General features: G+C 62.8%; 14 protein-coding genes. 7 read left to right on the top strand and 7 right to left on the bottom strand.

The window, feature by feature from the left end:
• The first annotated feature begins 2 nt into the window (after positions 1-2).
• Positions 3-992 (top strand): ABC transporter ATP-binding protein, encoded by a 990-nt coding sequence (locus HB675_RS05010; RefSeq protein ID WP_213876279.1) that lies wholly within the window; start codon positions 3-5, stop codon positions 990-992.
• 25 nt (positions 993-1,017) lie between these two features.
• Positions 1,018-1,671, top strand: a complete 654-nt coding sequence (locus HB675_RS05015; RefSeq protein WP_213876281.1) for an HAD family hydrolase — start codon at positions 1,018-1,020, stop codon at positions 1,669-1,671.
• On the opposite strand, the gene HB675_RS05020 is transcribed toward HB675_RS05015, so the two are convergent.
• Both HB675_RS05020 and HB675_RS05025 read right to left on the bottom strand, forming a co-directional pair.
• The gene (locus HB675_RS05020; RefSeq protein WP_213876283.1) at positions 1,656-2,249 is read right to left on the bottom strand and encodes a DTW domain-containing protein; all 594 of its coding nucleotides are present in this window, start codon (positions 2,247-2,249) and stop codon (positions 1,656-1,658) included. The genes HB675_RS05015 and HB675_RS05020 overlap by 16 nt on opposite strands.
• Positions 2,250-2,287: 38 nt before the next feature.
• The gene (locus HB675_RS05025) at positions 2,288-3,181 is read right to left on the bottom strand and encodes a LysR family transcriptional regulator (protein WP_213876285.1); all 894 of its coding nucleotides are present in this window, start codon (positions 3,179-3,181) and stop codon (positions 2,288-2,290) included.
• Between the two features lie 151 nt (positions 3,182-3,332).
• Here HB675_RS05025 and speB point away from each other — a divergent pair, with 151 nt between their 5' ends.
• Genes speB through HB675_RS05040 form a run of 3 tightly spaced genes read left to right on the top strand, consistent with a single transcriptional unit; the run spans position 3,333 to position 6,257 of the window.
• Positions 3,333-4,283, top strand: coding sequence for an agmatinase (speB, locus tag HB675_RS05030; protein WP_213876286.1), 951 nt, complete (start codon positions 3,333-3,335; stop codon positions 4,281-4,283).
• The gene (locus tag HB675_RS05035) at positions 4,280-4,690 is read left to right on the top strand and encodes a nuclear transport factor 2 family protein (protein ID WP_213876288.1); all 411 of its coding nucleotides are present in this window, start codon (positions 4,280-4,282) and stop codon (positions 4,688-4,690) included. Before speB ends, HB675_RS05035 begins: the two co-directional genes overlap by 4 nt.
• Before the next feature lie 46 nt (positions 4,691-4,736).
• A complete protein-coding gene (locus HB675_RS05040) occupies positions 4,737-6,257 on the top strand; it encodes a cytosine permease (protein WP_213876290.1) in 1,521 nt (506 codons plus the stop codon).
• Positions 6,258-6,322: 65 nt separating this feature from the next.
• On the opposite strand, the gene HB675_RS26105 is transcribed toward HB675_RS05040, so the two are convergent.
• The 4 genes from HB675_RS26105 to HB675_RS05055 form a co-directional block, all read right to left on the bottom strand.
• Positions 6,323-6,448, bottom strand: a complete 126-nt coding sequence (locus tag HB675_RS26105) for a PA1414 family protein (RefSeq protein ID WP_345945746.1) — start codon at positions 6,446-6,448, stop codon at positions 6,323-6,325.
• A gap of 362 nt (positions 6,449-6,810) precedes the next feature.
• Positions 6,811-8,262 carry an NCS1 family nucleobase:cation symporter-1 gene (locus tag HB675_RS05045; RefSeq protein ID WP_213876292.1) on the bottom strand — a complete coding sequence of 484 codons (1,452 nt, stop codon included), beginning with the start codon at positions 8,260-8,262 and terminating at the stop codon, positions 6,811-6,813.
• Positions 8,263-8,520: 258 nt separating this feature from the next.
• Positions 8,521-8,934 carry a transcriptional regulator gene (locus HB675_RS05050; RefSeq protein WP_213876294.1) on the bottom strand — a complete coding sequence of 138 codons (414 nt, stop codon included), beginning with the start codon at positions 8,932-8,934 and terminating at the stop codon, positions 8,521-8,523.
• 97 nt (positions 8,935-9,031) lie between these two features.
• Positions 9,032-10,375, bottom strand: a complete 1,344-nt coding sequence (locus HB675_RS05055; protein ID WP_213876296.1) for a DEAD/DEAH box helicase — start codon at positions 10,373-10,375, stop codon at positions 9,032-9,034.
• A 162-nt stretch (positions 10,376-10,537) separates the two neighbouring features.
• On the opposite strand from HB675_RS05055, the gene HB675_RS05060 reads away from it, so the two are divergent.
• Entirely contained in the window at positions 10,538-11,779 is a 1,242-nt protein-coding gene (locus HB675_RS05060) for a mechanosensitive ion channel family protein (RefSeq protein ID WP_213876298.1), read from the top strand.
• Here HB675_RS05060 and HB675_RS05065 read toward each other — a convergent pair.
• Positions 11,768-12,634: a carboxylate/amino acid/amine transporter gene (locus tag HB675_RS05065; protein WP_213876299.1), complete on the bottom strand. Its 867-nt coding sequence runs from the start codon at positions 12,632-12,634 to the stop codon at positions 11,768-11,770. The genes HB675_RS05060 and HB675_RS05065 overlap by 12 nt on opposite strands.
• Positions 12,635-12,769: 135 nt before the next feature.
• Between HB675_RS05065 and HB675_RS05070 the strand changes: the two genes are divergently transcribed.
• Positions 12,770-13,702, top strand: coding sequence for a LysR family transcriptional regulator (locus HB675_RS05070; protein ID WP_213876301.1), 933 nt, complete (start codon positions 12,770-12,772; stop codon positions 13,700-13,702).
• The last annotated feature ends 5 nt before the right edge of the window (positions 13,703-13,707 follow it).

Here is a 13,707-nt window from a genome sequence, read left to right on the forward strand (position 1 = left end):
ATATGAGTTTCGTCAGCGTCGAACAGCTGGAAAAACACTACGGCGCCACGCCGGTGTTCAGCGACATCAACTTCACCATCGCCCGGGGCGAGTTCATCACCCTGCTGGGGCCGTCCGGCTGCGGCAAGTCCACGCTGCTGCGCTGCATCGCCGGGCTGACCTCGGTCAACAGCGGCAAGATCATGCTCGACGGCCACGACCTGGTGCCCTTGAGCCCGCAGAAACGCGACATCGGCATGGTGTTCCAGAGCTACGCGCTGTTCCCCAACATGAACGTGGAACAGAACGTCGCCTTTGGCCTGCGCATGCAGAAAGTCGGCGCCGAAGAAAGCCGCAAACGAGTGGCCGAGGTACTGGCCCTGGTGGAACTGACGCCGCTGGCCAACCGCTACCCGCATCAGATGTCCGGCGGCCAGTGCCAACGGGTAGCACTGGCGCGCTCGCTGGTTACCCGTCCGCGTCTGTTGTTGCTGGATGAACCTTTGTCGGCACTGGACGCACGCATCCGCAAGCACCTGCGCGAACAGATCCGGGCGATTCAACAGGAGCTGAACCTGACCACCATTTTCGTCACCCACGATCAGGAAGAGGCCCTGACCATGAGCGACCGGATCTTCCTGATGAACCAGGGCAAGATCGTCCAGAGCGGCGATGCGCAAAGCCTCTACACCGCCCCGGTGGACGCCTTCGCCGCCGGTTTCATCGGCAGCTACAACCTGCTGGATGCCGAGCGCGCGAGTAAACTGTTGCAACGACCCATCGCCTCGCGCCTGGCCATCCGCCCGGAATCCATCAGCCTGAGCCTCACCGGCGAGCTGGAAGGCGAGATCCGCAGCCACAGCCTGCTGGGCAACGTGATTCGCTACCGGATCATGGCCCGCGAGGTGGAACTGGTGGTCGATGTGCTTAACCGCTCGGCCTCCGACCTGCTGCCCAATGGTCAGCGCGTGTCGCTGTCGATCGATCCCGAGGCGCTGTGTGAGGTAGCCTGACAGCTTTTCAAGGAGACATCCGGTAATGGCTTTAGCAATTTTCGACCTGGACGAGACCCTCATCCACGGCGACTGCGCTTCCCTGTGGAGCGAGCAAATGGTGCGCCTGGACTGGGTCGACGGCGAATCCTTCCTGCGCAAGGACAAAGAACTGATGCAGGCCTACGGCGAAGGCAAGCTCGCCATGGAGGACTACATGGCCTTCAGCCTGGAGCCGGTGGCCGGACGCACGCCCGAGGAAGTGGATTTTCTGGTGGAGCCCTGGGTCGAGGATGTCATCGAGCCGATCATCTACAGCGAGGCGACGCGCACCATCGCCCGTCACCGCGCCAGCGGCGACCGCATCTTGATCATCTCTGCCTCGGCAGTGTTCCTGGTGCAGGCGATTGCCGACCGACTGGGTGTGGACGACGTGCTGGCGATCAACCTGGAAGTGGGCCATGGCGTCTACAGCGGCCGCACCGAGGGTGTGCTGACCTACCGCGAGGGCAAGGTCACGCGGCTCGCCGAGTGGCTGCATGATCAGGGTGAAACGCTGGACGGCGCCAGTTTCTACTCGGATTCACGCAATGACCTGCCCTTGCTGCTCAAGGTGGCCAACCCCCAGGTGGTCAACCCGGACCCGGTGCTGCGCGAACACGCTGAACAGGCCGGCTGGCCGATTCACGAATGGCGTTGATGGTTGCGTTGGTAGGTGTCGCTGCCCATGGCTGAAATCTGCCCTTCGATGAGGGCGTCGAAGGGTTTGAGCAACGCCTCGAAGGTCGCCGGCGCCTCCAGCACGTCCAGGGCCTGGGCCACCGCCTCGATGGTGGACAAGGCGCCTTCGGCCGGCGCCTTGCGCAGCCGATAGCGCGACGGCGCCGCTGCACTTAGGCTGACCCGAGGCAGCGCGGCCAGCCATGGGTTGAGGTGCAACAGCTTGCGCGCCTTGCGCCAGGTGCCGTCGGGGACGATCAGCAGCAGGGGCTGCGCGTCAGCCGCGCAACGTTGCAATGGCGTCGAGTCTTCGCCAGGAAACAGCAGGCAGGCGCGATAGCCCTCCTCACTCCGGGTCTGCTCCTCGAACACTTCCGCTACTCGCAACTCGGCATTCTGCAAACCCAGAGCGGCCAGGCGCGCCGTATTCAACGCATGGCCCGCTTCGCTGGGGTGCTGGAGGATGAGCACGCGGGTGCGGCTGGGCAGCGACGGAATCAGGGCGCACAGGCAAAGGCTTTGCGGGCGCTGGCAGCGAGGGCATTGGGGTCTGGGCATGGGCGTAGTTTGACACAGACCGCCGCGCAGGACCGAAGCTATCGGGGATTCACCTGACTCTTGAGCAAATCACGAAACGTCTGAATCAGCGGCTCCCGGCTACGCCCTCGCCGTACGATCATGGAGAACGGCGCCTGATAGCCGAAAGTCGCCGGCGACAGCACCCGCAGATCGCCCTTGTCTGCCCAGCCTTGGGCATAGTGCTCCGGCAGGTAGCCGATGTAAGCCCCCGACAACACCAGAATCAGCTGCGCCTCCATGCTTTCCACAGTGGCTGCGCTGTGTTTGAAGCCGTGCCGGGCCAGTTCCGCCTGGCTCCAGTAGCCTCGGCCGACCATGCGTTGCTGGGTGATGACTTCTTCGGGAATGCGCCGCTCGTGGTACAGCGGGTGGCGGCTGCTGCAATACAGCCAGTGTTGTTCGCGGTACAGCGGCTGGTAGACCAGCCCGCTCATGCGCGTGGAAAACGAGCCGACGGCCAGGTCCAGACGATTTTCCTGGACGCCCATCTGTAGCTCATAGGGGCTGGAGACCGACAGGTGCAAATGCACCGCCGGGTACTCCTGGCAGTAGGCACCAATGGCCTCGGCAAACGGAAACCCGCCGTCGCTGACCGTGGAGTCGATCACCCCCAGGTTGAGGGTGCCGCGCAACTCGCCCTTGAGGGCGGCCGTGTACTGCTCGAACACCTCCATCTCACCCAACACCCGCAGGGTTTCCTGATGAAACAGCTCGCCCTTGCTGGTCAGGCTGAACCCGCCACGCCCACGGTGGCACAGGACGATACCCACGCTGGCTTCCAACTGGCTCATGTAGGTGCTGATGGCCGAGGTGGACAGGTTGAGCTCCTGCTGGGCGTTGGCAAAGCCCTGGTGGCGTACCACGCTGACGAAGATGCGCAGAAGTTTAAGGTCGGGGGCGGAGCTGGCCATGATCGGTTCACATCTTCAGGCGAGGCGGTGTCAGCGAATTGTGCATTAGTTCAGAATTTTCTGAACTAAGTATTTGCCGGTGCGGATTCTTTCCACCCCGGACCTTTAGCAGACTCGCCCCACTGGATAACCCTACTGATGAGGCAAACCCGTGGACAAGATTCTCCACCAACCACTGGGCGGTAACGAGATGCCGCGTTTCGGCGGTATCGCCAGCATGCTGCGCCTGCCCCAGATGCCCAGCGCTGCCGGCCTGGACGCGGCCTTCATCGGCGTGCCGCTGGACATCGGCACCTCGTTGCGTTCGGGCACCCGTTTCGGGCCGCGCTCGATCCGCGCCGAGTCGGTGATGATCCGCCCGTACAACATGGCCACGGGTGCCGCGCCCTTCGATTCGCTGTCAGTGGCTGACATCGGCGATGTGGCGATCAACACGTTCAACCTGCTGGACTCGGTACGTATCATCGAAGAGCATTACGATGAGGTTCTCGAACATGGCACCATTCCCCTGACGCTGGGCGGTGACCACACCATCACCCTGCCCATCCTGCGCGCCATCCACAAAAAACACGGCAAGGTCGGGCTGGTGCACATCGATGCCCATGCCGACGTCAATGACCACATGTTCGGCGAGAAAATCGCCCACGGCACCACCTTCCGCCGCGCCGTCGAAGAAGGCCTGCTGGACTGCGACCGCGTGGTGCAGATCGGCCTGCGGGCCCAGGGCTACACCGCCGACGACTTCAACTGGTGCCGCAAGCAAGGCTTTCGCGTGGTCCAGGCCGAAGAGTGCTGGCACAAATCCCTGACCCCGCTGATGGAAGAAGTGCGGGCCAAGGTCGGCGGCGGTCCGGTGTATTTGAGCTTCGACATCGACGGCATCGACCCGGCCTGGGCGCCTGGTACCGGCACCCCGGAAATCGGCGGGCTGACCACCATTCAAGCCATCGAGATCATCCGTGGCTGCCAGGGCCTGGATCTGGTCGGCTGCGACCTGGTGGAGGTTTCGCCGCCGTACGACACCACTGGCAACACCTCGCTGCTGGGGGCCAACCTCTTGTACGAGATGCTCTGCGTGCTGCCGGGTGTGGTGCACCGATGAGTGTGCGCGAGGTGCTGCAAGCGGCGGCCGAGCTGGTCGCAGCGTTCGCCAGCAATGACCGCGACGCGTATTTCGGGGCTTTCAGCGAAGACGCCAGCTTTGTCTTTCACAACGTCGAGCAGCCGCTGCTGTCCCGCGATGCCTACCAACAGGTGTGGGACGGCTGGCGCCGGGACGACGGTTTCGAGGTGCTTTCCTGCACCTCGAGCCAGGGCGTTGTCAGCCTGCAGGGCGAGGTCGCGATTTTCATGCACAACGTGGCCACAGAGCTGCGCTTGCAAGGGGAGCTGTATGCCAGTCAGGAGCGGGAGACCATTGTGTTTCGTCGCGCGCCATCACAACAAGATCAACCTACAGGCCGCTGGCTGGCCTGTCACGAACACCTTTCCGTACTGCCCTCCCCTTAGCCAGCAGCGCTCATGGACGTGAGCGCGGCAATGACCGGAGCAGACCATGACTCATAACAACTCGAAAAATGACAGCATGAACCAGAGCATCAGCCAGATAGAAACCTTCGGGGTCGAACAGATACCCGACCATGAACGCAACGCCACCCCGCTGGACCTGTTCCGCCTGATCTTCGGCGGCGCCAACACCTTCTCCACCGCCGTACTCGGCAGTTTCCCCGTGCTGTTCGGCCTCTCCTTCCAGGCCGGGGTCTGGGCGGTGGTACTGGGGATCGTCGTCGGGGCACTGATTCTGGCGCCCATGGGCCTGTTCGGGCCCATCAATGGCACCAACAATGCCGTGTCCTCCGGTGCGCATTTCGGTGTGCACGGGCGCATCGTCGGCTCGTTTCTGTCGCTGCTGACCGCCATCGCGTTTTTCTCGATCTCGGTCTGGAGTTCGGGTGACGCCCTGGTCGGCGGGGCCAAGCGCCTGATCGGCCTGCCGGAAACCGACCTGACCCTGGGTCTGGCCTACGGCCTGTTCGCCCTGCTGGTGCTGATCGTGTGCATCTACGGCTTCCGCTTCATGCTGTGGGTGAACAAGATTGCCGTGTCGGTGGCCAGCGTATTGTTTCTGCTGGGGGTGGTGGCATTTGCACCGACCTTCGACAGTGCCTATGCGGGCACCGTCAACCTGGGCCAGCCGGGCTTCTGGGCCGCTTTTATCGGCGCTGCGCTGGTGTCGATGAGCAACCCGATCTCGTTCGGCGCGTTCCTTGGCGACTGGTCACGCTACATTCCCCGTGAAACGGCCCGCTCGCGGATCCTCGGGGCCGTGATTCTCGCCCAGCTCGCCACCTTGTTGCCGACCCTGTTCGGCCTGGCCACCGCGACCATCGTGGCGGTCAAGGCCCCGGACTACATCGCCAGCAACAACTATGTCGGCGGCCTGCTGGCGGTTTCACCCACCTGGTTCTTCGTCCCCGTGTGCCTGCTGGCAGTGATCGGCGGTATGTCCACCGGGACCACCTCGCTGTATGGCACGGGCCTGGACATGTCCAGCGTGTTCCCGCGGGTGCTGTCCCGGGTCAAGGCCACGCTGCTGATCGGGCTGATGTCGATTGCCTTCATCTTCATCGGTCGCTTTGCCGCCAACCTGGTGCAGAGCGTGTCGACCTTCGCAGTGCTGATCATTACCTGCACCACACCCTGGATGGTCATCATGCTGCTGGGACTGCTGACGCGCCGCGGCTGGTATTGCCCGGATGACCTGCAGGTGTTCACCCGCGGCGAAACCGGCGGGCGCTACTGGTTCAACCATGGCTGGAACTGGCGGGGGATGGGGGCGTGGGTACCGAGTGCGCTGGTGGGGCTGTGTTTCGTCAACCTGCCAGGGCAGTTCGTCGGCCCGCTGGGCAACCTGGCGGGCGGCATCGACATCAGCTTGCCGGTAACCTTGGGCCTGGCCGCGCTGGTGTACCTGGCGCTGCTGAGCCTGTTCCCTGAGTCACCCGAGGTCTACGGCCCTGCGGACCCTCGCAGCCAAGCGGTGCTGAAGGCAGCGGGCGCCACTCGCGCGGCTTGACGCTGAAGCGATCGAACAAAAGGGCGGGCACCTTTGCGGGTGTCCGCCCTTTTGTCTGTGAAGGTTCAGCGGCGCGGCTGTCGCCGACGACGATCATCTTCCGTGGGGATAGGCACAGGTTGCAGCGGTGGCGGAATCAAGCCAAGCGCGACACCCAGGTCGTGGAGCCAGTTAAACAGGTCGGATTTCATATGCCCCCCTCAAGGGTAAACCTGGGCGACGGGAATTCTGTCGTCGCTTCGTCTTGATCATAGCCGTGATTGATCAGAGTCGTGATTAATCAGAGTGCAGATCGATCATATCCCTTCGGACAACATTTGATACCACAAATTAGTGTGACGAAATGCTGCATTCAGACCAATGACCAGATTCTGGCGCCAAGGTTTCAGGCTTCAAGTGCCGGACAACCTGCTTGGGCGGCCAATTACAGATGTAGACCGAGCCTGTCCGTCTTTTGTTCCGACGCCTGAGTTTCCGCCGAACGGTCCACCCGTTCTGACACAAAAAACCCCGGACTCAGCCGGGGCATTGCTTTTCCACTCCAAAAGCACAATCAGCTGTGCGCCACGGCACCAAGACCGACCTGATAGCGGCTGCGCTCGCGCCAGGCCAGCCCCAGGTAGAACAGCGCCCCCAGACCGCAACCTGTGAACCAGGCGAAGTTGGCCAGCACGCCGAGCCAGGGGATGAAGGTAATCGCCACTCCCATCAGCGTCGCCGGAATCAACGCAAAGATCGCCGTGCGGTTGAAACCCTTGGTGTAATAGTAACGGCCGGACGGGCTGTCATCGAACAGCGCCGGTACGTCGATCTGGCGCTTCCTGATGATGTAATAGTCCACCAGCAGGATGCCAAACAGCGGGCCGATAAAGGCCGCCAACACATCCAGGGTGTAGTGGATCACCGCCGGGTTGTTGAACAGGTTCCACGGCGTGATGAACACCGAGGCCACGGCGGCAATCATGCCGCCGGCGCGCCAGCTGATCTTGCTCGGGGAAACGTTGGCAAAGTCGAAGGCCGGGGAAACGAAGTTGGCGACGATATTGATGCCGATGGTGGCCGTGACGAAGGCAAAGGCACCCAGCAACACCGCGACACTGTTATCGATGCGGGCCACCGTGGCAATCGGGTCGTGGAGCATCTCGCCGAACACCGGCAAGGTCCCGGACACGATCACCACGGTCACCAGCGAGAACGCCAGGAAATTCACCGGCAGGCCCCAGAAATTGCCGCGACGCACGTCAGCCATGGTGCGGGCATAACGGCTGAAGTCACCGAAGTTCAATGTCGGTCCCGAGAAGTACGACACCACCAGTGCCGTGGCGATGATGATCTGGCTGATGGCGTCCCATCCCGTCAGCTGCTTTTCCGACAGGGTGAAGCTGATATTGCTCCAACCGGCTTTCCAGACGATCCAGGCCGCCAGCAGAAACATCACCGCGTAGACCACAGGACCGGCCCAGTCGATGAAGCGCTTGATGGAGTCCATACCGGCCCAGAACACCGCCGCCTGCAGCACCCAGAGGGAGAGAAAGCCGAACCAGCCCAGGTAGGACAGGCCGGCAAACATGGTGTGGGTGTAGACCTCCATGCCCGGAAAGAAGCGCAACACCACGATGATCAGCGCACTGGAGGCCAGGTAGGTCTGCACGCCGTACCAGGCGACCGCGATCAGGCCGCGGATCACCGCAGGGATATTGGCGCCGAACACGCCGAACGCCAGCCGGCAGATCACCGGGAACGGCACCGCGGCCTGCTGGCTGGGCCGGGCCACCAGGTTGGCGATCAACTGCACGATACAGATGCCGGCCAGCAGTGCGATCAGCACCTGCCAACTGGCCAGACCGAGGGCGAACAGGCTGGCAGCGAAGACATAGCCGCCGACGCTGTGCACGTCGCTCATCCAGAACGCAAAAATGTTGTACCAGCTCCACGTCTGAGGCACAGGCCCCAGGTCGGCGTTGTAAAGGCGAGGGCTGTAACCCGGGGGAAGTTGCTCGGTCATCGTTTGCCTCCATGGGACAAAGGCCACGGCTCATGGCGAGTCGCTAGCACTGTTGTATACGATTGTTGAGCCAAGATCAGAGCAGGATGTATGCCATTTTAGAAATGAGGGGATTTGGGGGATATAGACGCGCTTCAGTGCGCAAAAGCGGTGCAGGGTTGTTGGCCAGGCCTCTTTGGGGAGCGACATGGGGGGCAGGCCTGGCCTCTTCACGAACAAGCTCGAGCGCGAACTTGCTCGCGACGAGGCCTTTGAAACCTACACCGCCCCACCCGCAATCTGCGCCTGGCTGGCCACCTCATCAAAGATAGCCGGATCCAGCGCATCGGCCTGGTCATCAAGCACCTGGCGCGGGTGATCGTTGCCGGGGATGCTGCTGTCCAGCAGGCTCAACAGGCTCGATCCGCGCAGGGTCAACACGAAGTTTTCGCCATTGCCACCGTCGCCCTCCGGCCGCGGATCGATGAAGCCACGCTCAAGCAGCAGCTTTTCATACAAGCCGGCGTCTGCCTTCAACCGGTCCAGATCGCCCACGGCGCTGCCCTGCGCAGCTTGGGCGGCGGCATGCTGTTCGGCATAAGGACGGGGGGTGAAACTGCGGTCGGCACCGTTCTGCACTTCATGAAGCAGACGTTCGATCAGGTCCCAATTGTATTTTTTCGGGGTATCCATGCTGATGAAACCTCCAACACTCGAGTGAAAGGGTCATGCATCAGTTGTGACCCGACAGCCCGCCCGCCGTTCCGAACGGCGGGCAGGCGCGGCCGGCTTACTCGGCGGCGGGTGCAGCCGGTTTGCGCTTGCGCAGCGGCGCCAGACCATCCTGGCTGACCAGCGAGGGCGCGTCGGCCTTCGGCCGGTTGACCGTCTTGCGCTTGGTCGGGGTCTTGGCCACGGCCTTCTTGTCGGTTTTCTTGTCGGTCTTTTTCTTCTTCACACCGACCGCCTTGCCCGACGCCTTGACCTTCTTCGGCCCGGTGTAGCTGCCTTTGACTTCCTTGATCACCCGGCGCTCGAATTTCTGCTTGAGGTAGCGCTCGACACTGGACATCAGGTTCCAGTCGCCGTGGGAAATCAGCGAGATGGCCAGGCCCTGGTTGCCGGCACGGCCGGTACGGCCAATGCGGTGCACGTACTCGTCACCGCTGCGGGGCATTTCGAAGTTGATGACCATGTCCAGGCCTTCGACATCCAGGCCACGGGCCGCCACATCGGTGGCCACCAGAATCTTCACCCCGCCCTGCTTGAGGCGGTCGATGGCAGCCTTGCGGTCCTTCTGGTCCTTGTCGCCGTGCAGCACGAACACCTTGTAGTCCTGAGCAACCAGGCGCCCGTACAGGCGGTCGGCCATGGCCTTGGTGTTGGTGAAAATGATTGCCTTCTGGTAGGTCTCATTGGCCATCAGCCAGTTGAGGATCTGCTCTTTGTGCACATTGTGATCGGCCGCGATGACCTGCTGGCGGGTGCCTTCGCTGAGCTGGCTGACGCTGTTGATCATCAGGTGCTCGGGGTCCTTGAGGACCTTGTCGATCATGTCGCGCAGGCCGGCACCGCCCGTGGTGGCGGAGAACAACAAGGTCTGCTGACGGCTCGGGCACTCTTCCACCAGACGCTGCACGTCCTCGGAAAAGCCCATGTCGAGCATGCGGTCGGCTTCGTCGAGGACGATCACTTCCACATGCTTGAGATCGAGGTTGCCCGCGTTCAACTGCTCGATCAGCCGCCCTGGGGTGCCGATGAGGATGTCCGGGACCTTGCGCAGCATCGCCGCCTGCACCTTGAAGTCCTCGCCGCCGGTGATCAGGCCGGCCTTGATGAAGGTGAACTGGGAAAAGCGCTCCACTTCCTTCAGCGTCTGCTGGGCCAGCTCGCGGGTCGGCAGCAGGATCAAGGCACGGATGTCGACACGCACCTTGGCCGGGCCGATCAGGCGGTTGAGGATCGGCAACACGAACGCCGCCGTCTTGCCGCTGCCGGTCTGAGCGGTCACCCGCAGATCACGCCCTTGCAAGGCCAGGGGAATGGCCGCTGTCTGCACAGGCGTAGGCTCGACAAATTTAAGCTCGGCCACGGCTTTGAGCAGGCGTTCGTGCAGGGCGAATTGGGAAAACACGGGTGTTACCTCGACGAAATACGGGAATTCAACGGCATAGCGTAACGGTTTCCGGCGCTGACCTCGAATTTCTTTACGTCTTGTAACGGTCTCGCGGGTTCCCCGGCCCGCCGAATGGGGTTTAATCGCCAACCCATTCCACCGGTAACTGTCCCCACTCATATGGACACTCGATCCCCATGGCTTGCGCTCGGCAGTCTCTGGAGCGCGCTGGACCAACACCCCCTGCTGCATGCCAGCCTGGGCCTGGCGATCCTGCTGGCGTGCGCGCTGGCCGTCGGACGATTGGTGCGCATCCTGCTGCTGCACGGCGTCGAGGTGCTGGCCCGCCAGCCCTCCGCGCAGTGGCTAAGCGACCTGGCGGCGCACAAAGTGTTCCGGCGCCTGGCCCAGACGGGGCCCTCGCTGATCCTGCAATTCGGCCTTCAGGGCGTACCCGGGCTCAGCCCCCTGGCCGAGAACCTGCTGGGCAATGTCGCCTTCGCCGTGACCCTGCTGTTCCTGTTGCTGGCCGCCAGCGCCACGCTGGACGCCCTGCTGGCCATCCACGCCCGCTCCGAACATGCCCGCACCCGCTCGATCAAGGGCTACGTGCAACTGGCGCGGATGATCCTGTTCATCTTCGGCGCCATCGCCATCGTCGCCACGCTGATCGACCGCTCGCCGCTGCTGTTGTTGTCGGGCCTGGGCGCCATGTCAGCGGTGATCCTGCTGGTCTACAAGGACACCCTGTTGTCATTCGTCGCCAGCGTGCAACTGACCAGCAATGACATGCTGCGGGTGGGCGACTGGATCGATATGCCCCAGGTCGGCGCCGATGGCGACGTGGTAGACATCACCCTGCACACGGTCAAGGTGCAGAATTTTGACAAGACCCTGGTTTCGATCCCCACCTGGCGCCTGATGTCCGAATCCTTCAAGAACTGGCGCGGCATGCAGCAGGCCGGGGGCCGGCGGATCAAACGCAGCCTGTTCGTCGACGCCAGCGGCGTGCGCTTCATGCACACCGACGAACTCGCTCACATCCAACTGCTGAGGGGCTACGTCGCCCACAAAAATGCCGAACTCCAGCATTGGAATGATTCACAGGGTGACGTTGCCGAACACCCGGCCAACCGCCGCCAACTGACCAACCTGGGCAGCCTGCGGGCCTACGCCCTCGCCTACCTCAAGCACCACCCCGACATTCAACCTCAGATGACCTGCATGGTCCGCCAACTGCAACCCACCGCCGAGGGCATACCGCTGGAGATTTACTGCTTCACGCGGACCACGGACTGGGCAGAGTACGAACGCGTGCAGGGGGATGTGTTCGATTACCTGCTGGCGGTGATGCCCGTGTTTGGGTTGGCGGTTTATCAGCAGCCAAGTGGGGCCGATATGCGGTCGATCCTACTCAAATGAGTCGCGGTGACGGCTGACGCGCCGAGCCACCCAGACCGACAGCAGAATAACCCCCGCCCCCAACGCCAGCCGCCCTGACGGCTCCTGCTGGTTCCACACCAGCAGGTTGAGTAACAACCCTACCGGCACATGCAAGTTGTTCATCACTGCCAGGGTCGCACCGCTGACCTGGCTTGCGCCCTTGTTCCAGGCGTACATGCCGAACGCCGTGGCCACCAGCCCGAGAAACACCAGCACGCCCCACTGCGTCGTTCCCTGGGGAAGGTGCTGCGGGTTGCCGAACGCCAGAAACGCCGGCAGCGCCACCAGCAAGGCGCCGACGAAAAAGTAGCCGAAACGCCGGTACTGCGGCTCGTCCGTGGGAAAGCGCGCCATCAGGTGCTTGTACAACACTTGGCCGGCCGCGTAGGTGAAGTTGGCCAGTTGCAGCAACAGAAATCCGAGAAAGAAGTCGGCGTTGATGCGGTCGTAGCGGATCACGGCAGCCCCGGCCACCGCAATCAGGGCGGCCAGCAGCCCCCAAGGATTGAAGCGCCGGTTGAGGGCGTCTTCGATCAACGTCACGTGCAGCGGCGTGAGGATGGTGAACAGCAGGACCTCCGGCACCGTCAGCACCCGAAAGCTCAGGTACAGGCAGACGTAGGTCACGCCGAACTGCAACGCACCGATCACCAGCATGCGTCGCAGGAAGACCGGCTCGACGTTGCGCCAGCGGGTCAGCGGGATGAACACCAGCCCGGCGAGGAGCACCCGCGCCAGTACCGCAAAGTAACTGTCCACGTGGCCGGCCAGATAGACGCCGATGAGGTTGAAGGAAAACGCCTGAATCAGGGTGACGAGAAGCAGGTAGGGCATGGCGAGGCTCGTGCAAAAGATGAAAAATCGATTGAATGATCGATAATACCGGCAAAACCCATCAATCAAGTTGTTTTATCGAGCCGATGCTCTAATCTGCCAAGACTGCCTTGTGGTCATTCGATTGGAGCCCCGATGAAAGCCCCGCGTGTCACCCTGGATCAATGGCGAACCCTGCAAGCCGTGGTCGATCACGGCGGATTCGCCCAGGCCGCCGAAGCCTTGCACCGGTCGCAATCGTCCGTCAGTTACACCGTGGCACGGATGCAGGACCAATTGGGCGTGCCGCTGTTGCGCATCGACGGGCGCAAGGCGGTGCTGACGGAGGCCGGTGGCGTGCTGCTGCGGCGTTCCCGGCAGCTGGTCAAGCAGGCCGCCCAGCTCGAAGACCTGGCCCACCACATGGAACAAGGCTGGGAGGCCGAAGTGCGGTTGGTGGTCGATGCGGCCTACCCCAACGCCCGCCTGGTAAGGGCCCTGACCGAGTTCATGCCGCAGAGCCGTGGCTGCCGCGTGCGCCTGCGCGAGGAAGTGCTGTCCGGTGTCGAAGAAGTGTTGCAGGAAGGCGTCGCCGACGTCGCCATCAGCGGCTTCAGCATCCCGGGCTACCTGGGTACCGAGATGAACGCCGTCGAATTCGTCGCCGTCGCCCACCCCGAGCATGCCCTGCACCGCTTCAACCGGCTGCTGAATTTTCAGGATCTGGAAAGTCAGCTGCAGGTGGTCATCCGCGACTCCGGCCGCTCCCAGCCCCGCGACGTCGGCTGGCTGGGGGCCGAGCAGCGCTGGACGGTGGGTAGCCTGGCCACCGCCGCCACCTTCGTCGGCAATGGCCTGGGTTTCGCCTGGCTGCCACGCCACCTGATCGTGCGCGAGCTGGAAGAAGGCGTCCTCAAGGCCTTGCCCATGGAGCAAGGCGGCAGTCGTCATCCCGTGTTCTACCTCTACGCCAACAAGGACAAGCCCATGGGCCCGGCCACACAGATCCTGATCGACCTGTTGCGCAGCTACGACAGCACACCGCTGGAAGACCTGCCCATGCCCTTGGCCAATGCCGAGTTGGCCTGAGGACG

Origin of the sequence: Pseudomonas sp. dw_358 (assembly GCF_018449655.1) — a bacterium.
Lineage (GTDB): Bacteria > Pseudomonadota > Gammaproteobacteria > Pseudomonadales > Pseudomonadaceae > Aquipseudomonas.